At 64.6% G+C, this 25,378-nt stretch carries 21 protein-coding genes; 15 read left to right on the top strand and 6 right to left on the bottom strand.

The window, feature by feature from the left end; all coding sequences use genetic code 11:
* Nucleotides 1-58 precede the first annotated feature (58 nt).
* Nucleotides 59-2,815, top strand: coding sequence for a hypothetical protein (locus tag AC0IYS_RS13565; RefSeq protein ID WP_471705645.1), 2,757 nt, complete (start codon nt 59-61; stop codon nt 2,813-2,815).
* Between the two features lie 77 nt (nt 2,816-2,892).
* Here AC0IYS_RS13565 and AC0IYS_RS13570 read toward each other — a convergent pair whose 3' ends face one another.
* The 3 genes from AC0IYS_RS13570 to AC0IYS_RS13580 all read right to left on the bottom strand — a co-directional run bounded on the left by AC0IYS_RS13570 (nt 2,893) and on the right by AC0IYS_RS13580 (nt 5,608).
* Nucleotides 2,893-3,882 (bottom strand): HD-GYP domain-containing protein, encoded by a 990-nt coding sequence (locus AC0IYS_RS13570; RefSeq protein WP_471705646.1) that lies wholly within the window; start codon nt 3,880-3,882, stop codon nt 2,893-2,895.
* 17 nt (nt 3,883-3,899) lie between these two features.
* Complete coding sequence (locus AC0IYS_RS13575) at nt 3,900-5,090, bottom strand: pyridoxal phosphate-dependent aminotransferase (RefSeq protein ID WP_471705647.1); 1,191 nt, start codon at nt 5,088-5,090, stop codon at nt 3,900-3,902.
* A 68-nt stretch (nt 5,091-5,158) separates the two neighbouring features.
* Complete coding sequence (locus AC0IYS_RS13580; RefSeq protein ID WP_471705648.1) at nt 5,159-5,608, bottom strand: putative toxin-antitoxin system toxin component, PIN family; 450 nt, start codon at nt 5,606-5,608, stop codon at nt 5,159-5,161.
* A gap of 38 nt (nt 5,609-5,646) precedes the next feature.
* Between AC0IYS_RS13580 and yaaA the strand changes: the two genes are divergently transcribed.
* Entirely contained in the window at nt 5,647-6,417 is a 771-nt protein-coding gene (yaaA, locus tag AC0IYS_RS13585; RefSeq protein WP_471705649.1) for a peroxide stress protein YaaA, read from the top strand.
* A 57-nt stretch (nt 6,418-6,474) separates the two neighbouring features.
* On the opposite strand, the gene AC0IYS_RS13590 is transcribed toward yaaA, so the two are convergent.
* Entirely contained in the window at nt 6,475-7,275 is an 801-nt protein-coding gene (locus AC0IYS_RS13590; RefSeq protein ID WP_471705650.1) for an outer membrane protein assembly factor BamD, read from the bottom strand.
* A gap of 89 nt (nt 7,276-7,364) precedes the next feature.
* Between AC0IYS_RS13590 and AC0IYS_RS13595 the strand changes: the two genes are divergently transcribed.
* Nucleotides 7,365-8,396 carry an RluA family pseudouridine synthase gene (locus AC0IYS_RS13595; RefSeq protein WP_471705651.1) on the top strand — a complete coding sequence of 344 codons (1,032 nt, stop codon included), beginning with the start codon at nt 7,365-7,367 and terminating at the stop codon, nt 8,394-8,396.
* A 23-nt stretch (nt 8,397-8,419) separates the two neighbouring features.
* Nucleotides 8,420-9,184 (top strand): peptidoglycan editing factor PgeF, encoded by a 765-nt coding sequence (gene pgeF, locus AC0IYS_RS13600; protein ID WP_471708857.1) that lies wholly within the window; start codon nt 8,420-8,422, stop codon nt 9,182-9,184.
* Nucleotides 9,185-9,201: 17 nt separating this feature from the next.
* On the opposite strand, the gene AC0IYS_RS13605 is transcribed toward pgeF, so the two are convergent.
* Nucleotides 9,202-9,429 carry a hypothetical protein gene (locus AC0IYS_RS13605; RefSeq protein WP_471705652.1) on the bottom strand — a complete coding sequence of 76 codons (228 nt, stop codon included), beginning with the start codon at nt 9,427-9,429 and terminating at the stop codon, nt 9,202-9,204.
* A gap of 61 nt (nt 9,430-9,490) precedes the next feature.
* On the opposite strand from AC0IYS_RS13605, the gene phaC reads away from it, so the two are divergent.
* The 8 genes from phaC to AC0IYS_RS13645 all read left to right on the top strand — a co-directional run bounded on the left by phaC (nt 9,491) and on the right by AC0IYS_RS13645 (nt 20,440).
* Nucleotides 9,491-11,227, top strand: a complete 1,737-nt coding sequence (phaC, locus tag AC0IYS_RS13610) for a class I poly(R)-hydroxyalkanoic acid synthase (protein WP_471705653.1) — start codon at nt 9,491-9,493, stop codon at nt 11,225-11,227.
* Between the two features lie 201 nt (nt 11,228-11,428).
* Entirely contained in the window at nt 11,429-12,001 is a 573-nt protein-coding gene (gene phaR, locus AC0IYS_RS13615; protein WP_471705654.1) for a polyhydroxyalkanoate synthesis repressor PhaR, read from the top strand.
* 175 nt (nt 12,002-12,176) lie between these two features.
* Entirely contained in the window at nt 12,177-13,559 is a 1,383-nt protein-coding gene (locus tag AC0IYS_RS13620; protein ID WP_471705655.1) for a GH1 family beta-glucosidase, read from the top strand.
* A gap of 49 nt (nt 13,560-13,608) precedes the next feature.
* Complete coding sequence (locus AC0IYS_RS13625; protein WP_471705656.1) at nt 13,609-14,874, top strand: ABC transporter substrate-binding protein; 1,266 nt, start codon at nt 13,609-13,611, stop codon at nt 14,872-14,874.
* A 3-nt stretch (nt 14,875-14,877) separates the two neighbouring features.
* Entirely contained in the window at nt 14,878-15,774 is an 897-nt protein-coding gene (locus tag AC0IYS_RS13630) for a carbohydrate ABC transporter permease (RefSeq protein ID WP_471705657.1), read from the top strand.
* A 77-nt stretch (nt 15,775-15,851) separates the two neighbouring features.
* Nucleotides 15,852-16,742 carry a carbohydrate ABC transporter permease gene (locus AC0IYS_RS13635; RefSeq protein WP_471708858.1) on the top strand — a complete coding sequence of 297 codons (891 nt, stop codon included), beginning with the start codon at nt 15,852-15,854 and terminating at the stop codon, nt 16,740-16,742.
* Nucleotides 16,743-16,757: 15 nt separating this feature from the next.
* The gene (locus tag AC0IYS_RS13640) at nt 16,758-17,843 is read left to right on the top strand and encodes an ABC transporter ATP-binding protein (protein WP_471705658.1); all 1,086 of its coding nucleotides are present in this window, start codon (nt 16,758-16,760) and stop codon (nt 17,841-17,843) included.
* A 161-nt stretch (nt 17,844-18,004) separates the two neighbouring features.
* Nucleotides 18,005-20,440, top strand: a complete 2,436-nt coding sequence (locus AC0IYS_RS13645; protein ID WP_471705659.1) for a TonB-dependent receptor — start codon at nt 18,005-18,007, stop codon at nt 20,438-20,440.
* Between the two features lie 63 nt (nt 20,441-20,503).
* On the opposite strand, the gene AC0IYS_RS13650 is transcribed toward AC0IYS_RS13645, so the two are convergent.
* Nucleotides 20,504-21,535, bottom strand: coding sequence for a LacI family DNA-binding transcriptional regulator (locus AC0IYS_RS13650; protein ID WP_471705660.1), 1,032 nt, complete (start codon nt 21,533-21,535; stop codon nt 20,504-20,506).
* A gap of 131 nt (nt 21,536-21,666) precedes the next feature.
* Here AC0IYS_RS13650 and rimO point away from each other — a divergent pair, with 131 nt between their 5' ends.
* The 3 genes from rimO to hisC all read left to right on the top strand — a co-directional run bounded on the left by rimO (nt 21,667) and on the right by hisC (nt 25,365).
* Nucleotides 21,667-23,076, top strand: a complete 1,410-nt coding sequence (gene rimO / locus AC0IYS_RS13655) for a 30S ribosomal protein S12 methylthiotransferase RimO (RefSeq protein ID WP_471705661.1) — start codon at nt 21,667-21,669, stop codon at nt 23,074-23,076.
* A gap of 64 nt (nt 23,077-23,140) precedes the next feature.
* Nucleotides 23,141-24,310, top strand: coding sequence for a cystathionine beta-lyase (locus tag AC0IYS_RS13660; protein WP_471705662.1), 1,170 nt, complete (start codon nt 23,141-23,143; stop codon nt 24,308-24,310).
* A complete protein-coding gene (gene hisC / locus AC0IYS_RS13665; protein ID WP_471705663.1) occupies nt 24,307-25,365 on the top strand; it encodes a histidinol-phosphate transaminase in 1,059 nt (352 codons plus the stop codon). The genes AC0IYS_RS13660 and hisC overlap by 4 nt, the downstream gene beginning before the upstream one ends.
* Nucleotides 25,366-25,378: the final 13 nt, after the last annotated feature.

Raw genomic sequence — 25,378 nt, forward strand, 5'->3', positions numbered from 1 at the left:
TGCTAATCGTGATAATATAATTGAAATTTCCAACAATCAATTATCGGATCCCTCCCCCATGACAACTACGCTGCCGTTGCACCTGAAGAAAAAACTGATCCCGTTGTTGCTGGCGCTTGCCGTCAGCCAAGCCTACGCGGCCGATGTCATCTACACCGGCGTGGACGGCGCGTCCGGCCTGATCGGCGCGGCGCCCGGGCAGCACGGCGGCGCCGGCGGCGCCGGCGGCCCGTTGTCGGCCACCCTCGGACAGGCACAGGCGGCGCTGACGTTGACGCTGTACGGCGGCGCCGGTGGCGCCGGTGGCGCCGGCGGCGCGCGTTCCGAGACTGTCTTCGCCGGCGACGGCGGCGCCGGCGCCTCGGGCGGATCGGCCAGCGGCGCCATCGCCACCAGCACGTCGGCCGCGCTCGACACGGTGGTGGCGACGCTGGTGTACGGCGGCCGGGGCGGCATGGGCGGCGCGCCCGGCGGGCAGGCGGAAATGGTCGACAATGGCGATGTCTTTGGGCCGTTCAACCCGATCTACGGCGCGTCCGGCGTCGGCGGCCACGGTGGCGCCGCCACCAGTTCGGCCTCGGCGATCGTCGGCGGCGCCGCCTCGGTGAGCGTCACGGCACTGGCCATCGGCGGCGCCGGCGGCGGCTTCGGCGGCGCGCGGGGCTGGTCCGGCGCCGGCGGCGGCGCCAGCGCCACCGCCTACGGGCAATCGGACACCGGCAAGGTCGGCGTCACGGCCGAAGCGCGCGGCGGCGACGCCGCCGAAATGCCCAGCGTGCTACAGGGCAGCGCTGGCGTCGCGGCCGACGTCGAGCAGGTCAACGCGGTATCGGGGCGCACGCGAGGCGACCTGACATTGGTCCAGCGCGCCGTCGCCGGCCGTGCCGGCGCCAGCGGCGTGGACGATCCTTATAACCCGGTGCCGCCCGATGGCGTGCGCAGCGCCAGCGCCCGCTCGGCGCTCACCTTGAGCGACGCCACCGCCGCCAGCCTGACCGCGCGCGTGTCGGCGGTCGGCGGCGATGGTGCCCAGGCATTGAACTTCAGCTATGCCGGCGGCGCCGGCTCGGCCTTGCTGGACCTGACATCGAGCGCGGCCGGCGCCGCCGTCGACGGCACGGTCGAGGCGTTCGGCGGCAGCGGCAGCATTTACGTCAGCGGCGGCAGGGGCGGCATGGCCGACGCGGTCGCCGTGCTGACCGGACTGGCCGACGTGCGCGGCAGCGTTGCGGCCTACGGCGGCAGCGCCGGGTCCTCCGTATTCGGCGGCAACGGTGGCGACGCGACTGCCTCCTTGACGATCTCCGCGCAGGGGATGGCGCGCGGCAACGCGTCGGCCACCGGCGGCCAGACCGGCGCCCAGAGCAATTACTATCTGCCGACTATCGGCTCGGCCGAGGCCGTCGTGGTGCTGGTCGGCGCCGGTGCGCAGGGCGCCGCCACGGCCCAAGGCGGCGGCGCGACCAGCCGCCTGACCGCGCGCACCAGCGGTGCGCAGGGCGTCGATGTGGCCGCCGTCGCGCGCGGCTACGCCGACGCCGCTGTGGTGGTTGAATCGGGCGTCGGTCCGGGGGCGGCAGGCACGGCCAGCGTCAAGGCGCGGGTCGACACGTCGAGCGATGATTCGAGCGGTAGCGCGCCGACCAGCGCCACGCTCGACATCACCGCCTCGGGCGACATCGACGGCGTCAGCCAGGCGCGCTCGGGCGACGCGCTGTGGGGCTGGTACGGTTCCCCGCCGTCGGCCGGCGTGGTCGCCAGCAGCGCGCGCGGCGTCACCAGCGGCAACCACGCGGTGGCGATCAGCGCCATCGCGCGCGCCGGCGAGACCGGCTTCATCCTCGGCATCCCGCTCAGCAGCGCCGCCGCCAGCGCCACCGCCTTCGGCCAGTCCGGCAGCGGCGCGGTCAACGTCTCGGCCGAGGCGCGCGCCAGCGGCGGCACCCGGGTCGATCCGTGGAACGCCTACGGCGCGGCGAACGCGTCGGCCACGGCGGTCAACCTCGCGCGCGGCGGCCGCGGCAGCGCCCGCGCCATCGCCTGGGGCGGCGACGCCCAGGCGATGGCGTCGGCCAGCGGCGTCGGCGCGCGGGGCGCGGTGCGGGTCAGCGGCGGCGCCGGTCCGGTGCTCGGCGACTGGCGGGCCAGCGCCCAGTTCAGCGTGACCAGCAACGCGTTTGGCGCCAACTATTATGACGCCGACGGCTTCCGGCTGGCCGGCCACGGTGGCGCCGGGCAGGTGGTGGTATCGAACGTGAGCGCCGGTCCGGACGCGGTCGGCGACATCGCCGGACTCGGGCCGGTGGTGACGGCGGCCATGACCTCGGTGGCCGGGGTCGGCATGCAGGCGTTCAGTTCCGACACGGCAGCGCTGGTTCTGGATCCGTGGATGCCGGCGCCGGCGCTGCTGACAGCCAGCGGCCAGTTCGCATTCGATGGCGTCGCCGGCCAGCACCTGCTGCTCGGTTTCGTGTCGGCCTCGTTTGCAGGCGGCTTCGACACGCTCGAGCTGTCGATCACCAACAACGGCGTCGGCCTGTTCTCGCGGCTGTTCACGTCGGCCGACGACGCCATGCTGTTCTTTAACGACAAAGTGCTCGACCTCGGCCTGTTCGGCGGCGGCGCGCAGGACGTGCGGGTGTCGTCGACCTACTCGTACTTCCAGCCGGGCGCGTTCGCCTTCAACTACGTGGTCGGTTCCGGCGCCGCCGTCTCGGCCGTTCCCGAAGAGTCGAGCTGGATGATGATGATGATCGGTCTGAGCGGACTGGTGATCGTGGCGCGCCGCCGCAAGTCGGCCGCCGCGCGCGCGTGATGTAGCGCATCGCAGGTTTCGTGAAGTGAGCGTTTCAGGCCGGCACCTTTTCGGGCCGGCCTGTTTTACGTTGGCCGTTACAGGCTGGCCTGCGGGCCCCAGATCTGCTTCATGCTGAAGCGGATCGCTGCCTGGTCTTCGCTGAGCGCCTCGGCGATCGCGTGGCGGTCGCCGGCGGCCAGGCGTTGCTCGGCAGGCGGCAGCGGCTGGCCGGTGGCGTCGCGCAGGCAGTGGATGTGCAGCGCGGCGCCGCCGGCCAGCCGGTGGCTGACGACGCCGACTTCGCCGGTGGCCAGCCGCACCAGGCAGCCGGGCGGGAAGTCGCCCAGCTCGCGCTGGAAGTGCAGGGCCAGCGCCGGATCGACCGGCGAGCCCTTGTCGTCCATCAGGTTGCGCAGCGCCTGGTCGGGCAACACCGAACGCCGGTAGTTGCGCGCCGACACTTGCGCGCAATAGCGGTCGGCCAGACTGAGCAGCTTGGCGTTGAACGTCACCTGCGGACTGGCGACGCCGGCCGGATAGCCGCTGCCTTCATCGTTTTCGTGGTGCAGCAGCACGCACGAAATCCATTCCTCGTCCTCGATACCGGCGCACTTGAGCAGGTCGGCGCTGTCCGACGGATGGCGCCGCACGATGGCCATCTCTTCCTTGCTCAGGCTGTGCTTGTTCTGGAAGCTCTCGTGGTCGCGCAGCATGCCGACGTTCATCGTCAATGCGGCGGCCGTGAGGGTTTCGGTGTCGGCGTCGGTCTTGCCGAGGCTGCGCGACATGACGACAATCACCACCGCCGTCTCGATGCAATGGCGCACCGCGTAGCTGCCGGCGATCTGGCACAGGAAAATGCAGGCGAGGGCGATGTCGGGATTCAGATCGACCGCGCGCACCACCTCGCGGGCGATGTCGCGCAGCTCGCTTTCAGCGTCGTGTTCGTTGCGCAGGTTTTGCAGCAGCCGTTCCAGCCGCCGGTTCGACACGTTGAGCTGGTGCAGCACCGACGGCGGCGCCGGGTGGGGCGCCAGCGCCGCCGAGGCGACGCCCGGCAGGTCCAGGTGTTTGGTATCGGCCATGATGAAGGTCCCCGATTTTATACTTTGGCCAGCCGCTCCAGCGCGAGCGCCAAGGTCTCGTCTTTTTTGGCGAAGCAGAAGCGCACGATGCCGGACTCCTTGCCTTGCTGGTAAAACGCCGACACCGGTATCGCCGCGACCTTGATCTCGGTGGTCAGCCACTCGGCGAACTCGGCCTCGGTCTGGGTCGAGATCTTGTCGTAGCGCACGCACTGGAAATAGGTGCCGTCGGCCGGCAGCAGCTCGAAGCGGGTGCCGGCCAGGCCGTCGCGGAACAGGTCGCGCTTGCGCTGGTAGAACGCCGGCAAGGTCAGGTAGGGCGCCGGATCGGCCATGTAGCTGGCCACGCCATGCTGCATCGGCGTGTTGACGCTGAAGACGTTGTACTGGTGGACCTTGCGGAACTCGGCCGTCAGGCCCGGCGGCGCCGCCACGTAGCCCAGCTTCCAGCCGGTGACGTGGTAGGTCTTGCCGAAGCTGGAGACGACGAAGGCGCGCGCGGCCAGCTCGGGGTGGCGGCACACGGATTCGTGGCGCTGGCCGTCGTAGACCATGTGTTCGTAGACTTCGTCCGACAGGATCAGGATATTGGTGCCGCGCACGATGTCGGCCAGCGCGTGCATGTCGGCGCCGCGCAGCACGCTGCCGGTCGGGTTGTGCGGCGTGTTGATGACGATCATCCGTGTCTTGCCGCTGACGGCGGCGGCCACCTTGGCCCACGGCACCGTGTAGCCGGTCGTGGCCATTTCCATTTGCACGCCCACGGCCACGCCGCCGGCAAGATTGATCGCCGGCACGTAGCTGTCGTACACCGGCTCAATGACGATCACCTCGTCGCCCGGATGCACGCTGCACAGGATGGCCGTGGTCAGCGCCTGCGTGGCGCCGGCGGTGACGGTGATGTCGGTGTCGACGTCGTATGCGTGGCCGTACAGGGCCGCTATCTTGGCAGCGATGGCGTTGCGCAACGCCGGCGCGCCGCTCATCATCGGATACTGGTTGAAATCGGCCAGCATCGCGTCGTTGACGGCCTGCAGCAGGCTGCGCTCGCACGAAAAATCGGGGAAGCCCTGGCCCAGGTTGACGGCGCCGGACTGCGCGGCCAGGGTCGACATGCGCGTGAAAACTGTGGTGCCGACGGCCGGCAGGCGGCTGGTCAATGTCGGCGTCAACGGAATGTCGGTATGGAGATCGTTGCGGCTATTCATGGCGGCTGGTGAGTGAACGGATGACCTATTCTAGCTCAGCGAGCGCGCTTTGGTGTTGCGTAAAAAATCTATCGTTCCAGCCGCCACGCCTCCGGCACCACGACCTTGAACATGCCGGCCTTGGCCAGCCGGCGCGCCAGTTTGAGCAGCGCCTTGTCCTTGGTGATGAGCACCTCGGCGCCGGCGTCGCGCGCCACTTCCAGGAACTTTTGATCGTCCTTGTCGGTGCAGACGGGCAGGCGAATGCCGGACTCGGCCGGTGCGACCACCTTGATCAGCGCGTCGAAGCGGGCCGCCGCCAGCGGCCGGCTGGCCTCGTCGAGCGGCAGGTGGGCATAGTGCAGCACGATGTTGTATTCGTCGCGGCAATCGGCGCGGGTGACGGCCTCGACCGCGCCGCTTTCGAGCGCGGCCAGCAGGTCGGCCCAGCGCGGATCTTTGAACACGAACAGGTCGAGGCAGACGTTGGTGTCGATGACGATGCGGGCCGGTGCGGAATTTGGTGGAACAGGTATCATGTCGGAAGTATGTTTATTTGAAATTGAGTTTAAATCTTATGCTGATAGTGCTTTCGCCCGCCAAAAGTCTCGACCTGGAGACGCCCCCGACCACCAAGCTGCACTCCCAACCCGCTTTCCTCGACCACTCGGCGCAACTGATCGAGCGCCTGCGCGAATTTTCGCCGGTGCAGATCGGCGAGCTGATGGATCTGTCCGACAACCTGTCGGCGCTCAACGTTGCCCGCTACGCATCGTGGACGCAAGACACCGCCGAGGGCCGCCAGGCCGTCATGGCCTTCAACGGCGACGTCTACGGCGGGCTGGAGGCGCGCACCCTGACGCCCAAGCAGCTGGACTACGCGCAATCGCATATCCGCATCCTGTCCGGGCTGTACGGCATGTTGCGTCCGCTCGACCTGATCCATCCGCACCGGCTCGAGATGGGCACGCGCCTGAGCAACCCGCGCGGCAAGAACCTGTACGACTTTTGGGGCGACACCATCACCAAGGCGCTCAACCAGACCGCCGGGGAGCAGGGCGCCGAGAGCCTGGTCAACCTGGCGTCCGAGGAATACTTCAAATCGGTCAAGCCAAAACTGCTCGACGTGCCGGTGATCACGCCGCAGTTCGAGGACTGGAAAAACGGCAAGTATAAAATCATTTCCTTCTACGCCAAGCGGGCGCGCGGGCTGATGGCGCGCTACGCCGCCGTCAAAGGCATCACCGATCCGCAGAAGCTGAAGAAGTTCGATGTCGACGGTTATGCGTTCGACAAGAAGGATTCGACCGACGGCACCTGGATTTTCCGCCGCAAGGTCGCCGCGTAAAAAAGTGTAAAGGGGTCGGGCGCCAACAAAAAACCGGGATCGCGTCCCGGTTTTTTGTTAATTCCAGAGTTTCCACCAGTGACGTTCGGCCTTTTTGCCTTCGTCGAGGAAGGTGCTGGTCGGGTAGTTCAGCTTGAACACGCGCATCGTATCGTCGCGCAACTCCGTCATGCCCAGCTTGTCGTAGCTGCGGATCATGATGAACAGCGCCTCTTCGATCGCCGGCGAGTCGCGGTAGTCGCTCATGATGCCCATGGCGCGGTTGGCCGCGGCCAGGTAGGCGCCGCGACGGTAATAGTAGCGCGCCACGTGCACCTCGTACGACGCCATGGCGTTGGTCAGATAGCGCATGCGGTCCAGCGCGTCCGGGGTATACTTGCTGTTCGGGAACTTATCCACCAGCTGCTTGAACGCCGCGTAGGCTTCGCGCGTCGCCTTCGGGTCGCGCTCGGTCGTATCCTGGGCGTAGATGAAGTTCAGGAAGCCGATCTGGTCGTTGAAGTTGATCAGCCCGCGCAGGTAGTACATGTAGTCGACATTGTTGTGGTTCGGGTGCAGCTTGATGAAGCGCTCCACGGCCGCCAGCGCCTGCGCCTGGTCCTGCGCCTTGTAGTAGGCGTAGGCGATCTGCATCTGCGCCTGTTGGGCGTAGGTACCGAACGGATAGCTCGATTCCAGGCGCTCGTACAGCTGAATCGCGCGCTCGTAGTGGGCACCTTCCAGTTCTTCAGTCGCCTCCGAGTATAATTTCGAAGCTGTCCAACCTTTTGTCTCGTCAACTTTATCCGAGAAAATGCCGCAAGCGGACAAACTAAGCAGAACCAACGTTGCTGCGACTACCGATAATTTTTTTTGCATATGTTTTGCAAGAAGCTGTTTAACCAAAGTTTTACAATAGGCTGATTATAGCCGATGGGAATGCCGTGATATTAACTCCAAAGCCGAATTTGGCCGAATCCTCCTCCGATCAAGAATCCGACGCCGACCTGCCCGCAGAGCTCGAAGTCCAGGATGGCGACTACGGCGACGACGATGACGGCCTGGCTCCGATCGAACTGGAACTGACCCCGGAAGCGTGCGGCCAGCGCCTGGACAAAGTCATTTCCAGGCTGGTGCCGCAGTTTTCGCGCGGCCGCCTGCAAATGTGGATCGACGACGGCTTCGTCACGGTCGACGGCAAAGTAGCCAAAAGCAACAAGGACACGGTCTACGGCGACGAGAAGATCGTCATTCTGCCCCAACCGGCGCCGGAAGACGAGGCTTTTAAACCGGAAGCGATGGAACTTAACATCGTTTATGAAGATGAGCACCTGATCGTCATCAACAAACCGGCCGGCCTGGTGGTCCATCCGGGCGCCGGCAACTGGTCCGGCACCTTGCTCAACGGCCTGCTGCACCATTGCCCGCAACTGGCCGGCGTGCCGCGCGCCGGCATCGTCCACCGCCTCGACAAGGACACCAGCGGCCTGATGGTGGTGGGCAAGACGCTGCCGGCGCAGACCGATCTGGTGCGCCAGCTGGCCGCGCGCACCGTCAAGCGCGAGTATTTCGCTTTGGTGTGGGGCACGCCGCGCGTTAGCGGTACTATTGACGCATCGATGGGACGCCACCCGAAGGACCGCATCAAGATGGCGGTCTCGAACAACTTCTCCGCCAAGCCGGCCATTACGCACTACGCGTTGCTGGCCAGCGGCGATCTGGACCGTCGCCCCGTCAGTCTGATGCAGTGCCGCCTGGAGACGGGCCGCACGCACCAGATCCGCGTCCACATGATGTCGATCGGTTTTTCGCTGGTCGGCGATGTGATGTATGGCAAGCAGCATCTGGCCAGTGTCTTCCCGCGTCAGGCCTTGCAGGCCCGGCGCCTGGGCCTGGTGCACCCGGCCACGGGCGAGCAGTGCGAGTGGCTGGTGCCGCTTGCCGAGGATTTCGCCGAGCTGATCGCCAAGGCCGGCATTGAGGAACCGGAACAAATTTGAACGCAATCCATCAGCAATGGTTGATGCCGAAATGGCCGGGCCTGCCCGCCAACGTCGGCACCTTGTCGACCACCCGCCGTGGCGGCGTCAGCCCGCCGCCATATGACGACGGCATGGGGCAGGGCGGCATGAACCTGGGCACCCATGTCGGCGACCAGCCGCACAACGTCGCGCGCAACCGGGAAATCCTGCGCGCGATGCTGCCGTCCGATCCGGCCTGGCTGACGCAGGTGCACGGCACCGCCGTGGTCGATCTGGCCACGCTGGCGCCGCAGCAGGTGCCTGAGGCCGACGCCAGCGTCAGCAACGTGCCCGGCAAGGTGTGCGCCATCATGACGGCCGATTGTCTGCCGGTGCTGCTGTGCGACGCCGAGGGCAAGGTGGTCGGCGCCGCCCATGGCGGCTGGCGCGGCCTGGCCTCCGGCGTGCTGGAAAATACGGTCGAGTCGATGCGCGCGGCCGGCGCCGGCGAAATGATGGCGTGGATGGGGCCGGCAATCGGCGCCTACCAGTTCGAGGTCGGTCCGGACGTGATGCAGGCCTTCCTCAACGGCGCGCTGGACGACTCCGGCGTGCGCCATGTGACGGCGGCGTTTTCTCCCATCGAGGGCAAGCCGGGCAAGTATCTGGGCGACCTCTACGCGCTGGCGCGCTACCTGCTGCACCGGGCCGGCGTCATGCAGGTGCATGGCGGCGAGTACTGCACCGTCTCCAATTCGGGCCGGTTCTATTCCTATCGGCGCGATGGCGTCACGGGCCGTCAGGCCTCTTTGATCTGGCTCAAATGAAGCGACGCGGCGCGGCCTTAGTCTTCGCCCCTGGCGTCCGCCTCGCTGGCGGCGCGCGCGTCCCTGGCAGCCTGTTCTTCGGCGCGGCGGCGCGCCTTGCGCTGGCCGGTGCCGGCGATATACATCAATGTGCCCAGCGGAAGCACGCAGTAGAACAAAAACGTTACAATTCCCGCAACGACGGTGGGCTCGGTGAGCGCCATCAGTCCCACGACGTAAATCCAAGCAATCGCAACGATCAGCATAACGAGTTCAGCATAGAGCAGTCCAGGTAAAGATATTTAAACTATTTTTAGGGAACCAACCATGAATGTGCCCGATCCTCAAGCCATTGCCAACGCCTGGATGTCGCAGATGAGCGACCCATCGCAGTGGGAATCCTGGTTCAGCAAGCTCCCCGCCCCCGACGCCAACCCGCTGGCCGCCATCATGCAGGACGCCGGCGCCACCGTGCAACCCCAGGCGATGGAACAGCTGAAGAACCAATATCTGCATGACTTCGGTGTGTTGTGGCAAGATTTTTTGTCCGGCAAAACCCCGGCGTTGCAAGACCGCCGTTTCAGTTCGCCCGCCTGGCAGGGCAATCCGATGTCGTCGTTTAATGCGGCATCATACCTGCTCAACGCCAAATTCCTGACCGCCATGGTCGATACCGTCGAGACCAACCGCCATCAAAAGCAGAAGATCCGTTTCGCCGTGCAGCAGATCGTCGACGCCATGTCGCCGGCCAATTTCCTTGCCACCAATCCGGAAGCGCAGGAAATGCTGATCGAGACCAAGGGCGAGAGCCTGACCAAGGGCCTTGCCAACATGCTGGCCGACATGAACAAGGGCCATATTTCGCTATCCGACGAATCGGCCTTCGAGGTCGGCCGCAACCTGGCGATGACGCCGGGCACGGTGATCTACGAGAACCCGCTGTTCCAGCTGATCCAGTACACGCCCGCCTCGGCGACCGTGCACCAACGGCCGCTGCTCATGGTGCCGCCGTGCATCAACAAGTTCTACATCCTCGACCTGCAGCCGGAAAACTCGCTGGTGCGTTACGCGGTCGAGCAGGGCAACACCGTGTTCATGATTTCCTGGGTCAACGCCGACAAGTCGCTCGAATCCACCACCTGGGACGATTACATCGAAAAAGGCGTGCTCGAAGCGATCCGCGTGACGCGCGAGGTCAGCGGGCAGGATAAGCTGAATCTCTTCGGTTTCTGCATCGGCGGCACGCTGGTGTCGACGGCGCTGTCGGTGCTGGCCGCGCGCGGCGACAATCCGGCCGCCAGCCTGACCTTGTTGACGTCGCTGCTGGACTTCAGCGACACCGGCGTGCTCGACGTCTTCATCGACGAGACCCAGGTGTCGATGCGCGAGCAGCAGATCAAGGAGGGCGGCCTGATGCTGGGGCGCGACCTGGCCAGCACCTTCTCGAGCCTGCGTCCGAACGACCTGGTGTGGAATTATGTGCAGTCGAACTATTTGAAGGGCAACGAGCCGCCGCCGTTCGACCTGCTGTACTGGAACTCCGACAGCACCAATCTGCCAGGCCCGATGTTCTGCTATTACCTGCGCAATATGTACCTGGAGAACCGCCTGCGCGAGCCCGGCAGGCTGAAGGTGGGTAGCGCCACGGTCGACCTGTCCGTGATCGACGCGCCCGTGTTCGTCTACGGTTCGCGCGAGGACCATATCGTGCCGTGGACGTCGGCGTTCGAGTCGATGAACCTGCTCAACCCGGGCAAGCCCAAGGCCAACCGCTTTGTGCTGGGCGCCTCGGGCCACATCGCCGGCGTGATCAATTCGCCGGCCAAAAACAAGCGCAGCTACTGGATCAACGACAAGCCGGTCGGCCGCGCGGTCGCCAAACCGCACGATCCAGAGGCGTGGATGGCGGGCGCGACCGAGACGAAGGGCAGCTGGTGGCCGGAATGGGCCGCCTTCCTCGCAGAGCACGGCGGCAAGGACGTCAAGCCCAAGGCCAAGCCGGGCAACGCTACTTATCAAGCCATTGAGGCGGCGCCGGGACGCTACGTCAAGGCCAAGGGTTGACGCACCGGAGGGGAAGGGGCTTGCTTTCCAGCTTATAAAATTAGTTGCGTTGCAATAAAAGCCAAAAGTTATATCAGTTCGTGCAGGATATGCTTTTTCCCCTCTATAATAGGTGTGGTAGCTTAGTGGGAAAGCGGACCGACGTTCGCTTTTTTTTCGAATTGTTAGAGGACGCGCTGCGGCGCAATAAACGGACTTGTGATGAGTAGTGCGAAAAAAAATGCTGAACGCTTGATCAAGAAGTACCCGAATCGCCGTCTGTACGATACGCAGACCAGTTCGTACATCACGCTGACGGACGTCAAGCAGCTGGTGCTGGACAACGAGGAATTCACGGTCGTCGATGCCAAGAGCAACGAGGACTTGAGCCGCAGCATCCTGCTGCAGATTATTCTGGAAGAAGAGGCGAGTGGCGCGCCGATGTTCTCCAGCGACGTGCTGGCGCAGATCATCCGCTTCTACGGCCACGCCATGCAGGGCATGATGGGTTCCTATCTGGAGAAGAACGTCCAGGCGTTCACCGACATCCAGCGCAAATTCACCGGCACCACGGTCGGCGGCCTCGAAGGCAAGCCCTTCAGCCCGGAGATGTGGACCCAGTTCATGAACGTCCAGGGCCCGATGATGCAGGGCATGATGAACAACTACATCGACCAGAGCAAGAGCTTGTTTGTGCAGATGCAGGAGCAGATGCAGAATCAGAGTAAGAATATCTTTGGCACGTTCCCCTTCGTGCCAGGCGTTCCGGGCGTTCCGCCGACGGACAAGAAGTAATTGCCTTACGACGTTTCCCGCCGCTCGGTGGGAAACGTGGCGTTGTCAAGATCGCAGCTCTGTAGCAAAGCTACAAAAATCCCAGATTCCCGTTGACACCCGAATTTCATCGGTAGTACTATCGACAACATCTTGTGGAAGCGCTTCCACTCATAACGAAAACAAGGGAGTCGCTGTGGTCCTGGATGCATCCGTCGTACTGGAAGAAAGTTTTTCGCCACCGGCCGACTCGGTCCTCTGGCGTCCCGATTTCCTACTGGGCGCGGCTACCGCCGCCTACCAGATCGAAGGCGCGATCGCCGAAGACGGGCGCATCCCGTCGATCTGGGACACCTTCTCGGCCACACCCGGCAAGACCCTGGCCGGCGACACTGGCGACGTCGCCTGCGACCACTACCACCGCTGGCAATCGGACGTCGAGCTGCTCGCCAACCTGAACGTGGACGCCTACCGCCTGTCGATCTCCTGGCCGCGCGTGATGACACAAGAGGGCCAGCCGAACCGGAAAGGCATCGCCTTCTACCGCGACCTGCTGACGGCGCTGCGCGCCAAAGGCCTGAAAACCTACGTAACGCTGTACCACTGGGACTTGCCGCAGCATCTGGAGGACAAGGGCGGCTGGGTCGACCGCGACACCGCCTACGGCTTCGCCGAATACGCCGACATGATCAGCCGCGAACTGGCCGGCCTGGTGGACGCCTGGGCCACGCTCAACGAGCCATGGTGCTCGGCGATGCACGGCTACGGCACCGGCCACCACGCGCCCGGCAAGACCGACGTGGTGTTCGCCACGCAGGCGATGCACCATCTGCTGCTCGGCCACGGCCTGGCGGTGGCGCACTTGCGGGCCAACGATCCGGCCGCGCAGGTGGGCATCGTCGCCAACGTCGGCCGCGGCACGACCACCGGCGACAGCGCCGCCGACCAGCGCGCGGCCTGGCTGTTCGAACTTCAGCATAACAACTGGATCCTCGATCCGCTGTTGAAGAAATCCTATCCGTCGGCGCTGTGGGAGCTGTGGCCTGGCGCCCAGCCCATGACGTTGGACGGCGACATGGACATCATCGGCGCGCCGCTCGATTTCCTGGGTATTAACTACTACTTCCGCACCAACGTCGTCAGCGACGGCAAAAACGGTTACAAGGAAGTGGACCTGGAAGGCGTGGAGCGTACGCAGATGGGTTGGGAGGTGCACCCGGACGGTCTGCGCCACCTGCTGGTCGGCTTCCACCGCGACTATCCGAACCTGCCGCCGATTTACATCACCGAGAACGGCATGGCCTCGGACGATAAAGTGGTGGACGGCGAAGTCGATGACCGCGCCCGCATCTCGTTCCTGAACCGCCATCTGGCGGCGGTCGACCACGCGGCGAAGGCGGGCGTCGACATCCGTGGTTATTTTATCTGGTCGTTGATGGACAATTTTGAATGGGCCTTCGGTTATGAGCGCCGATTCGGTATCATCCACGTGGATTACGCCACCCAGCAACGCACGCTGAAGCGCAGCGCGAAGCTGGTGGCGCAATTCCTGGCGCAAAGGGCGGCAACCACCGCGTAGCTCTCAGCCATCCAATAAAAATGGGCGCACGACACCCACAGGAGACAGAATGAAGAAGGCGATAAAAATGGCCGGCGCCACCGCGCTTGCCCTGGCAGGATGCGGCGCGTTCGCGCAGGGCGCACCGGCGGCCGCACCGGCAGCCGCGCCGCTCAAGGCGACCGTGATCCATTGGTGGACCTCGGGTGGCGAATCGCAGGCCGTCAAGCAGTTCGCCGACGCCTACAATAAGGCCGGGGGCCAGTGGGTCGACCTGGCGGTCGCCGGCGCCGAGCAGTCGCGCGCCACCACCATCAACCGCATCGTCGGCGGCAACGCGCCGACGGCCGCGCAGTTCAACACCTCCAGGCAGTTCCGCGATTTCGTCGAGCAGGGGCTGCTCAACAACGTCGACGATGTCGCCATCGCCGGCAAGTGGGACCAGGTCATGCCGGCGTCCATCCTCGACGCCATCAAGATCAACGGCCATTTCTATGCCGCGCCGGTGGATATCCATATGCCGGCCTGGTTCTTCTACTCCAAGGCCGCCTATAAAAAGGCCGGCATCACCGCCGAGCCGCAAACCTGGGACGAGTTCCTCGCACAGCTGGCCAAGCTGAAGGCGGCCGGCCTGGTGCCGCTGGCCTTCGGCGGCCAGGTATGGCAGGAGAAAATCACCTTCGACGCCATCTTCGCAATGGTCGGCGGCGCCGACCTGTATCTTAAGGTGTACCGCGACCGCGACCAGAAGGCGGTGATGTCGCCGGCTTTCAGGCAGGTGCTGGTCGACTTCAAAAAGCTGAAGGCCTTCGTCGATGCCGGCTCGCCGGGGCGCAACTGGAACGACGCCACCGCCATGGTCGTCAGCGGCAAGGCCGGCGTGCAGATCATGGGCGACTGGGCCAAGGGCGAGTTCTCGTCGGCCAAACAGGTCGCGGGCAAGGACTTCGGCTGCTTTCCCGGCTTCGGCCCCAAGGCGCCGTACATCGTCGCCGGCGACGCCTTCGTCTTCCCCAAGACCAGCAACGCCGCCGCCATCAAGGCGCAAAAGCTGCTCGCCACGGTCGTGACTTCGCCGGCCGCACAGGTGGCCTTCAACTCGCGCAAGGGCGCGATTCCGATCCGTGGCGACGTCGATGAATCGACGCTCGACATCTGCGCGCGCCAGGGCCTGGCGATCATCCGCGACAAGAGCCGCCAGCTGCCCAATTCCGAAATGCTGGCCACGCCGGACACCACCGGCGCGCTGCAGGATGTGCTGACCAATTACTGGAACAAGAACCAGTCGGCCGACGACGCCCAAAAAGCCTTCGCCCGCGCGCTGAAGGATGAATAGGCCATGACCGCCGCCCTTGTGAAAAAACGTCAAAGCGTCTCGGTCGCCGCCTACATCGCGCTGATCCCGATGGCATTGACCGTGTTGCTGGCCTATCTGGGCACGATGCTGTGGACGGCCCGCGTATCGGTCAGCAGCTCGCGCACCTTCCCCAACAGCGATTTCGTCGGCGCCTCGCAGTACATCCGTCTGTTTAACAACGAGCGCTGGCTGCTGTCGCTGCAAAACGTCGCCGTCTACGGCTTGCTGTTCATCGCCGCCTGCCTGATCATCGGCTTCCTGCTGGCGGTGTTCATCGACCAGAAGGTGATGGCCGAGGGCGCGCTGCGCACCATTTTCCTGTACCCGTACGCGATGTCGTTCGTGGCGACGGGCCTGATCTGGCAGTGGATACTCAACCCCGAACTGGGCATCCAGGAGGTGCTGCGCAAGCTGGGGTTCACCGAGGCGAAGTTCGACTGGATCGTCGACCAGGACATGGCGATCTACACCATCGTCATCGCCACCGTGTGGCAGGCGTCCGGCCTGGTGATGGCGCTGATGCTTTCCGGCCTGCGCGGCATCGACGAGGAATTGTGGAAGGCGGCGCGCATCGACGGCATTCCGCGCTGGCGCGTGTACTTGAGCATCGTGCTGCCGATGCTCGGGCCGTCGGTGTCGACCGCGTTCGTGCTGCTGTTCGTGATGGTGGTGAAGGTGTTCGACTCGGTCGTCGCGATGACGCAGGGCGGTCCCGGCACGGCCAGCGAGGTGCCGGCCAAGTTCATCATGGATTATCTGTTCGGCCGCGCCAATATCGGGCTGGCCTCCGCCGCATCGATCGTGCTGCTCGCCACCGTGCTGGCCATTGTCGCGCCGCTGTATTACGTGCGCACCCGCCGCGCCGACAAGGGGATGTGATGGGATATGTCGTGAAACAGGAGAAAGCCGTCATCGCGGTGGCCGAAGCGTCCCGCGCCGCCGCCAATGACAGCGGTATCGCCACCGCAAAACCGCCGGCAGGCAGGCGCAGGTCGCTGGCCTGGACTCCGGCGCGCGCCGGAGTCTACGCTTTCTTGATCGTGGCGGCGCTGTTCTTCCTGCTGCCGCTATACGTGATGCTGGTGACCTCGGTCAAGCCGATGGAGGAGATACGACTCGGCACGCTGTTCGCGCTGCCGGTCAAGCTCACGCTGGAACCGTGGGTGCAGGCCTGGCAGTCCGCCTGCACCGGTTTGGAGTGCGAGGGCATACGCGGCGGCTTCTGGAATTCGGTCGCCATCGTCGTGCCGAGCACCATCCTGTCGATCGCGATCGGCGCGGTGAACGGCTACGCGCTGTCGTTCTGGCGTCCGCGCGGAGCCGGGGTGCTGTTCGCGATCCTGATGATGGGCGCCTTCATCCCGGTCCAGGTGATGGTGTATCCGCTGGTGCGGGTGCTGGCGGCGGTCGATCTGTTCAGCTCCTTGCCCGGCATCGTCTTGATCCACACAATATTCGGCATGCCGGTCATGACGCTGCTGTTCCGTAACTACTATGCGGCGTTGCCGATGGAGCTGTTCAAGGCGGCGCGCATCGACGGCGGCGGTTTCTGGCGCATCTTCCTGCAACTGATGCTGCCGATGTCGACGCCGGTGATCGTGGTGGCCGTCATCATGCAGGTCACCGGCATCTGGAACGATTTCCTGCTTGGACTGGTGTTTGCCGGTTCCGAGCATTTGCCGATGACGGTCCAGCTGAATAACATCATCAACACCACCACCGGCGAGCGGCTGTACAACGTCAACATGGCGGCGACGATACTGACTTCGGTCGTGCCGCTGGCGCTGTACTTTATTTCGGGCCGCTGGTTTGTGCGCGGCATCGCCTCCGGCGCGGTCAAAGGTTAAAGGTCAGGGATCATCATGTCTAATGTAGCGATACGCAATCTGCAAATTGAACTGGGCGGCACCAAGGTCATTGAGTCGCTCAACCTCGACGTCAAGGCCGGCGAGTTCGTGGTGCTGCTCGGGCCTTCGGGCTGCGGCAAGTCGACGCTGTTGCACAGCATCGCGGGCCTGATCGATACCACCTCGGGCCAGATCGAAATCGGCGGCAAGGATATGACGTGGGCCGATCCAAAGGATCGCGGCATCGCGCTGGTGTTCCAGTCCTACGCGCTGTACCCGACCATGAACGTCGAGAACAATATGTCGTTCGGCCTGCGCATCAGCGGCACGCCCAAGGCGGAAATCGCGCGGCGCGTCTCGCGCGCCTCCGACATGCTGCAGCTCGGGCCTCTGCTCAAACGCAAGCCGGCCAACCTGTCCGGCGGACAGCGGCAGCGCGTGGCCATCGGCCGCGCCATCGTGCGCGAGGCCGATGTGATGCTGTTCGACGAGCCCTTGTCCAATCTGGACGCCAAGCTGCGCACCGAGCTGCGGCGCGAGCTCAAACAGCTGCACAAGCAGCTGGGCGCGACGATGATCTACGTGACCCACGACCAGGTCGAGGCAATGACCCTGGCGCAGCGCATGGCGGTGATGAAGGGCGGGGTGGTGCAGCAGTTCGACACGCCCGCCAATATCTACAACGCGCCGGCCAACCTGTTCGTCGCCACCTTCCTCGGGTCGCCCGGCATGAATCTGTTCCGGGGCCGGTTGGAGCAGCATGGCGGCCGTACCCTGTTCCGCAACGAGCACCTGGCCGTCGACGTGACGGACTATCCGTTCGGCCAGCCGCCGATCGGCACGCGCGAATGCGTGCTGGGCGTGCGGCCGGAGGACATCGATGTCGGCAACAGCGACGGCGCAGACTCCGTGGTCAGCGCCACGGTGTCGCTGGTGGAGGCGATGGGCGCGCACCGCGTGTTGTGGCTGGACTTCCATGGCACCCAGATCGCCGGCATCGTGCAGGACCAGCAGACGATCGACAGCGACAAGGACATCAGCTTCTCGATCCGCACCAAACGACTTTCCCTGTTTGACGGAGCCAGCGAACAGCGGCTCTAAGACGGCAATCGCCGCGTAGCGTAGTGACGTAGTTATCCGGGCCGCCACAGCATGGCCTGCCGCATCCCTGCGTCCTGCGGTGGTACCGGTTCCACTCGTGCGTATTCGCCGCCAGAGCGATGCACGATCACACTAACGATGGAAGAAGTGAGGAAGACAAAATGAAGAAAACGATCCTGGCGCTGAGCATCGCGCAAATAGCGCAACTGGCATTCACGGGCGGCGCGGCGATGGCGCAGCAGGCCGCGTCCACCGCCCAAGCTCCGGCAGCAAACAATGGCGACATGGAGAAAATCATCGTCACCGCCACCCGCCGCGATACGCTGGTGCAGGACACGCCGCTGGCCATCACCGCGTACACGCAAGACACGCTGGCCAACAACCAGGTCAAGGACCTGGCGTCGATGACGGCGATGGTGCCCAGCCTCGTGGTCGAGCCGCACAGCGACTCGGGCGGCGTGCATGTGTACATGCGCGGCGTCGGCTCGGCCAACCACACGGAGTTGGGCGATCCGGCGGTGGCCTTCTACGTCGACGGCATCTACGTGGCGCGTCCACAGGGCGCGACGGCGCTGATGTATGACCTGAGCCACGTCGAAGTGGCGCGCGGTCCGCAAGGCACGCTCAATGGCCGCAATTCGACCGCCGGCGCGGTCAATCTGGTGTCGGGCGCACCCAATCCGGGCAAAATGTTCGGCTCGGCCAGCATCACGGTGGGCGACTACCACCGCATCCAGACCCAGGGCATGATCAACATTCCGCTCAGCGACGATATCGCCCTGCGCATCGCCGCCATCCAGGACCGGCGCGACGGCTACGTCGATTTCCGCAAGGGCTCCAACGTGGCGCCGGGCACGCGCAAATACGGCGCCGGCGATCAGAAGGGCGCGCGCGCCTCGCTGCTGTGGCGCTTCACGCCGGAGCTGAAGGCGACCTTCATCGCCGACTATTACAGCGACACCGGCGCCGGCAACATCTACCTGGCGGCCGAACCGGCGCCGGGGCAGGACCGGCGCTCGGCGCTGATCGACACCCCCGGCGCGCTCGATCAATCCATCCTCACCGGCAAGGCCAAGGTGCAATGGCGGCCGTTCGATGGCATCGAGACGCAGTACCTGGGTTCGTGGAGCCGTTTGAAGCGCACCAACGCCAGCGACGCAGACGCCGGCTTGTATCCCGGCTTCAAGGCCGAGAACCGCACCGAATGGGGCCAGTTCGACAGCCTGTCCAACGAGCTGCAGGTGCGCTCCGATTCGGAATCGGCGCTGCAGTGGGTCGGCGGCCTGTTCTTCTTCAAGGAGAAGAACAAGGTCCGCTTCGACATCGACCGCAGCCAGATTTCGCAGGCGATGCTGGAACAGGATATCGCCAACGGCAACGTGATTTTCGTGCAGCCGACCGTGGGCCAGTACGCGTCGGCCATGTCCTTCATCCAGGGCGACCGCCAGCTGCACTCGAAGGCCGCCTTCGCGCAGGCCAGCTACGACATCGATCCGCTGTGGAAGCTGACCGCCGGCGCGCGCTACACCAAGGACCACAAGTACGATATCGGCGGCCAGAACTGGGCCTGCCCGAACTGGCCGGACAATCCACCGCGCGGCACCGTCAACCTGACGCCGGGCCAGATCGCGCAGCTGGTCACGCCGGGCACGGGCACCATCAACACCCACAACATAGGGCCGGGCGGGGTGGTCAACCAGGCCACTTGCGGCAACACCTACGGCGACAACACGGCCGACCTGGCGTACGGCCAGGCGACGTGGCTGGGCCGCGTGGAATACAAGGTCACCAAGGACATCCTGACCTTCGCGTCTGTGACGACCGGTTTCCACTCGCCGGCCATCGGCGACGGCGGCGCCACGACCAAGCCGGAAAAACTGACCAGCTACGAGATCGGCTTCAAGTCCGACCTGTTCGACCGCAAGCTGACGCTCAATCTCGACGCGTTCTGGATGACCTACAAGGACAAGCTGGAATCGCAGGTGGTCAACAACACGCTGCAGAACTTCAACGCGGCCGGGGCGTCGGTCAAAGGCATCGAGGCGGAGTGGAACTTCCGTCCGACCAGCGTCGATCGTTTCAGCGGCAACGCCACCTGGCTCAAGGCGCGCTACGACGACTTCCTGTCGTGCGACGTCGACGCCGCGCGCGCCAACGGCCAGTCCTGCGGCACCACCGCGCCCACCGTCAACGTCGGCGGCAGTGTGCTGAAACACGCCCCGACCTTCGCCACCACGCTGATGTACGAGCGCGATTTCGACATCGGGAAGGGACGGCTGACGCCGCGCGTGTCGGCCCATTACGAGACCGAGTCGTTCGTCGGTTCCGGCGCCTTCAACAACGATGTTCCGGGCCATCCTGGCGTCAAGCAGCAGCAGGCCTACACCACGCTGGATTTGAGCTTGCGCTTCGAACCGCGCAACAAGGCTTACACGGCCGAGCTGTTCGTCAACAACGCCACCGACAAGGAAGTCAAATACGACGCGGTGGAGGTCTGCACCCAGGTCGGCGCGCCGTGCCAGCCCACCCAGCAAATCTGGGCGGCCTACTACAACAATCCGCGCACGATAGGCGCGCGGGTGTCGATGAAGTTTTAACGCAGCGCACCTGACACAGGGGAGTCTCCGTGGTCTTGGGCCGGCAGCGATGCCGGCCTTTTTTTATGACCGCGAAAGCTGCGCGACCGAGCCGCGCTTCGACACCGTGACCGGAAAATCGCGCGCGATGGCATGCTCGGTGCCATAGCATTGATTGAGCAGCCAGCGCACGGCGTTCTGGGTCAGCTGCTGCATCGGTATGTGCACCGACGTCAGGCCCGGGGACGAGTATTCGGCGGAGTAATCGTCATCGTAGCCGACGACGGACACCTCGTCCGGGACGTTGACGCCGGCGCGGTGGAAGGCCGCCATCGCGCCGACCGCCATTTCATCGTTGGCGCAAAACAGGCCGGTGAACCGATGGCCTTCCTCGCCCGCGTTGCGCGCTTCGATCAGGCGGCGCGTGGCGCTGAAACCGCCTTCACGGGAGAAGTCCGATTCGATCAGCTGCACGGCGAAGCGCCCGATGCCTTGGCGCTCCAGCTCCTCGAAGAAGCCTTCCATGCGCGCCTGGTTGTCCGAGGTCCCGGCCGGGCCGGAGATGACGGCCAGTCGGCGGTGTCCCGCTTCGAGCAGGGTTTGCGCCGCCAGCGCGCCGCCGTGGCGGTGGTCGGGGCAGAACGAGGCTTCCTCCAGCTGCGCGCTGTGGCGATTGAGGAAGGCCAGCTTGGGATGCATTTTGCGCAGCGCCAGCATGTCCTCGTCGTGCAGGTCGTGGCCCAGCACGACGATGCCGTCGCAATCGCGCCCGATCAGGAATTTGACCGCTTCGATCGCCTCGTCGCGCGGCGTGCCGTCGCCGCAGCCGGTGGCCACCACCACGTGGCGGCGCACGGCGCGCAGTTCGATGTCGGTTTGTTTGAGGATGGTACCGTAGTACGCGCCGAAGAACGACGGCACGTAGATGCCGATGATGCCGAGCGACTGGGCCGACAGCGAGCGGCCGATCGAGGAAGGGCGGAAGTTGAGCTGCTCGATGGCCGCCTGGACCTTTTTCATCGACTCGGCGGACACGGGGCCGGCGCCCGAGATGGCGCGCGATGCCGTCGACATGCCCACACCGGCCAGCATTGCGACGTCTTTCAGCGTTGCCACGTGTTCTCCCGAGCTTGGTGAATCTATATTGGTGAAGCGCTATCCTAGCATGATCTCCCTATGAGAATAGGGTATAATCGTCGATTGCTCGTAATTTTCATGGCGTATTTCGCAACCCCAGGCAACCTATCATGCAATCGCAACCACTCTCCCGTATCACCAAGCCCGCCGCCGCCAGCACCTCCGTGACGGGTGCCGCACCGAAGGTCGGCTTCGTCTCGCTCGGCTGCCCCAAGGCGCTGGTCGACTCCGAACAGATCCTCACCCAGCTGCGCGCCGAAGGCTACGAGACGGCCAAGTCGTATGATGGCGCCGATCTGGTGATCGTCAACACCTGCGGCTTCATCGACGCCGCCGTGCAGGAATCGCTCGACGCGATCGGCGAAGCGCTGGCCGAAAACGGCCGGGTGATCGTGACCGGCTGCCTGGGCGCGAAAAAAGACGCCGCCGGCGACGACATCATCATGAAGGTGCACCCGAAGGTGCTGGCCGTGACCGGCCCGCACGCGCTGGCCGAGGTGATGGACTCGGTCCACTTCCACCTGCCGAAACCGCACGAGCCGTTCATCGACCTGGTGCCGGCGCAGGGCATCAAGCTGACGCCGAAGCACTACGCCTACCTGAAAATCTCGGAAGGCTGTAACCACCGCTGCAGCTTTTGCATCATCCCGTCGATGCGCGGCGACCTGGTGTCGCGTCCCATCGCGGACCTGATGCTGGAGGCGGAAAACCTGTTCAAGTCGGGCGTGAAGGAACTGCTGGTGATCTCGCAGGACACGTCCGCCTACGGCGTCGACGTCAAGTTCCGCACCGGCTTCTGGAACGGCCGTCCGATCAAAACGCACATGACGCAACTGACCGAGGCGCTGGGCGAGCTGGCCAAGTCCTACGGCGCCTGGGTGCGTCTGCACTACGTCTATCCGTATCCGCACGTCGACCAAATCATCCCGATGATGGGCGACGGCCATATTCTGCCTTACCTGGACATCCCGATGCAGCACGCGCATCCGGACGTGTTGAAGCGCATGAAGCGCCCGGCCAGCGGCGAAAAAAACCTCGACCGCATCCAGGCATGGCGCAAGATGAATCCGGACCTGACGATCCGCTCGACCTTCATCGCCGGCTTCCCGGGCGAGACCGACGCCGAATTCGAGTACCTGCTGGACTTCCTGAAAGAAGCGCAGATCGACCGCCTGGGTTGCTTCGCCTACTCGCCGGTCGAAGGCGCGACCGCCAATGAGCTGGCCAATCCGGTTCCGGAAGAACTGCGCGAAGAGCGTCGCGGCCGCGTGATGTTGCTGCAGGAAGAGATTTCGAAGAACCGCCTGAAGGCCAAGGTCGGCAAGACCGTGCGCGTGCTGATCGATGAAGTCAACCGCAGCGGCGGCGTCGGCCGCTCCAGCGCCGATGCGCCGGAAATCGACGGCGTTGTGTATGTCAAACCGCCGTACGAGCCGCACAAGAAGCTGGTCGTCGGCCAGTTCATCGACGTCAAGATCACCACCTCCGACGCCCACGACCTGTGGGGCGAGGCGCAGTAATCAGCATGAAGGCGGACCCGCTGTGGTCCGCCTTTTTTTTCACCTGGCTTAATGTGTTTAGGACATGACGATTAAAAAATCCCCGCAAACGGCACTGATCCATTCCGACTACCAGGCGCCGGAAGGTTTCGCCGCCTTCCCCAGCGCGATCCACCACGCGTCGACGGTACTGTTCAAGAACGTCGCGGCCATGCGCTCGGGCGACTGGAAAGAGAAGAACGCCTATACCTACGGCCTGCATGGCACCCCGACCACCTTCACCCTGGAGGGGCGGCTGGCAGAAATCGAAGACGGCAAGCACTGCCTGCTGGCGCCGAGCGGCCTGGCTGCCATCGCGATGGTCGATTTCGCGCTGCTCAAGGCCGGCGACGACGTGCTGCTGCCCGATAACGTCTACAACCCGAATCGGGAACTGGGGCGCTGGCTGTCGGCCGATTTCGGCATCACCGCGCGCTACTACGATCCGTTGATCGGCGCCGGCATCGCCGCGCTGATCCAGCCCAACACAAAGCTGATCTGGACCGAGGCGCCGGGATCGGTGTCGATGGAGGTCCCGGACCTGCCCGCCATTTGCGCGGCGGCGCACGCGCGCGGCGTGCTGGTCGCGCTGGATAACACCTGGTCGGCCGGCCTGGCGCTGCGCGGTTTCGATCTGGGCGTCGACATCATCATGCAGGCGCTGACCAAGTACCAGTCCGGCGGCTCGGATGTGCTGATGGGCGCCGTGATCACGCGCGACGCCGCGCTCAATGAGCGACTGAGCATGGCGCACATGCGGCTCGGCATGGGCGTCGGCGCGGACGACGCCTATCTGGTGCTGCGCGGCCTGCCGACGATGCGACTGCGCTTCGACGCGCACGACGCCGCCGCCCGCAAGCTGGCGTCGTGGCTGCAAGCCCGTCCCGAGATCACCAGGGTGCTGCATCCGGCCTTTGCCGATTGTCCGGGCCACGACATCTGGAAGCGCGATTTCAGCGGCGCGGGCGGCTTGTTCTCGGTGCTGTTCGATTCGCGCTTCACCGAAGAACAGACCGACCGCTTCGTCGATGCGCTGGAACTGTTCAAGATCGGTTACAGCTGGGGAGGCGCCAACAGCCTGGTGATGCCGTACCGGATACAGCACATGCGCAAGGACTGGAACGACCAGGGCATTCTGGTGCGCTTCAACGTCGGCCTGGAAGACGTCAACGATTTGATCGCGGATATCGAACGCGCGATGGGAGCAATGCAGTGAGCCGTTTTTGGAGTGACATCGTTCACGAACTGACGCCGTACACGCCGGGCGAGCAGGTTCGCATGCCCAACCTGATCAAACTGAACACCAACGAGAACCCATACGGGCCGTCGCCAAAGGCGGTGGCGGCGATGCAGGCCGCCGTTGGCGATTCGCTGCGGCTGTACTCCGATCCCGCCAGCACAGCGGTCAAGGAGGCGGTGGCGAGGCGCTTCGGCCTGACGCGGGCGCAGGTCTTCGTCGGCAACAGCTCGGACGAAGTACTGGCCCATACCTTCCACGCGCTGCTCAAGCACGACAAGCCGCTGCTTTGCCCGGACATCAGCTACAGCTTTTATCCGACCTATTGCAGCCTGTATGGCATCGAGGCGCGCCAAGTGCCGCTGAACGCGCAGTTCGAGATCGATGTCGCCGATTACGCGCAGCCGTGTGGCGCCATCATCATCGCCAATCCGAACGCGCCGACCGGCATCGCGCTGCCGCTCGACCGGATCGAAGCGCTGCTGGCCGCGCATCCGGACCAGGTGGTGGTGATCGACGAAGCCTATGTGGACTTCGGCGCCGACAGCGCCATCGCGCTGCTGGACCGTTACGACAATCTGCTGGTCGTGCAGACCTTGTCCAAATCCCGTTCGCTGGCCGGCCTGCGGGTCGGTTTCGCGGTTGGCGATCCGGACCTGATCGCGGGGCTGGAGCGGGTGAAGAACAGCTTTAACTGCTATCCGCTGGGGCAGGTGGCGCAGGCGGGCGCCGTTGCGGCAATCGAGGACACGGCGTATATGGAGCAGACGTCGCAAGCGATCATCGCCACGCGCGCGTGGCTGACGGCGCGGATGCTGGAGCTGGGCTTCGAGGTGCTGCCGTCGCGGGCGAACTTAATTTTCGCCCGTCATCCGGGGCACGACGGCGCGGCCATCGCGGCGGCGCTGCGCGAGCGGGCCATCCTGGTGCGGCATTTTAAACAGCCGCGCATCGACCAGTTCCTGCGGATTTCAATCGGTACGGATGCGGAATGCGCGGCGCTGATTGAGGCGTTAACAGCGATAGTTTTCTAAATCACGTGGGGCG

The sequence above is a fragment of the Duganella sp. AC237 genome (assembly GCF_979254035.1).

Coding starts and splice junctions, on each gene's coding strand:
- AC0IYS_RS13565 (WP_471705645.1), top strand. CDS start 59: ATGACAACTACGCTGCCGTTGCACCTGAAGAAAAAACTGATCCCGTTG.
- AC0IYS_RS13570 (WP_471705646.1), bottom strand. CDS start 3,882: ATGGCCGATACCAAACACCTGGACCTGCCGGGCGTCGCCTCGGCGGCG.
- AC0IYS_RS13575 (WP_471705647.1), bottom strand. CDS start 5,090: ATGAATAGCCGCAACGATCTCCATACCGACATTCCGTTGACGCCGACA.
- AC0IYS_RS13580 (WP_471705648.1), bottom strand. CDS start 5,608: ATGATACCTGTTCCACCAAATTCCGCACCGGCCCGCATCGTCATCGAC.
- yaaA (WP_471705649.1), top strand. CDS start 5,647: ATGCTGATAGTGCTTTCGCCCGCCAAAAGTCTCGACCTGGAGACGCCC.
- AC0IYS_RS13590 (WP_471705650.1), bottom strand. CDS start 7,275: ATGCAAAAAAAATTATCGGTAGTCGCAGCAACGTTGGTTCTGCTTAGT.
- pgeF (WP_471708857.1), top strand. CDS start 8,420: ATGCCGAAATGGCCGGGCCTGCCCGCCAACGTCGGCACCTTGTCGACC.
- AC0IYS_RS13605 (WP_471705652.1), bottom strand. CDS start 9,429: ATGCTGATCGTTGCGATTGCTTGGATTTACGTCGTGGGACTGATGGCG.
- phaC (WP_471705653.1), top strand. CDS start 9,491: ATGAATGTGCCCGATCCTCAAGCCATTGCCAACGCCTGGATGTCGCAG.
- phaR (WP_471705654.1), top strand. CDS start 11,429: ATGAGTAGTGCGAAAAAAAATGCTGAACGCTTGATCAAGAAGTACCCG.
- AC0IYS_RS13625 (WP_471705656.1), top strand. CDS start 13,609: ATGAAGAAGGCGATAAAAATGGCCGGCGCCACCGCGCTTGCCCTGGCA.
- AC0IYS_RS13630 (WP_471705657.1), top strand. CDS start 14,878: ATGACCGCCGCCCTTGTGAAAAAACGTCAAAGCGTCTCGGTCGCCGCC.
- AC0IYS_RS13640 (WP_471705658.1), top strand. CDS start 16,758: ATGTCTAATGTAGCGATACGCAATCTGCAAATTGAACTGGGCGGCACC.
- AC0IYS_RS13645 (WP_471705659.1), top strand. CDS start 18,005: ATGAAGAAAACGATCCTGGCGCTGAGCATCGCGCAAATAGCGCAACTG.
- rimO (WP_471705661.1), top strand. CDS start 21,667: ATGCAATCGCAACCACTCTCCCGTATCACCAAGCCCGCCGCCGCCAGC.
- AC0IYS_RS13660 (WP_471705662.1), top strand. CDS start 23,141: ATGACGATTAAAAAATCCCCGCAAACGGCACTGATCCATTCCGACTAC.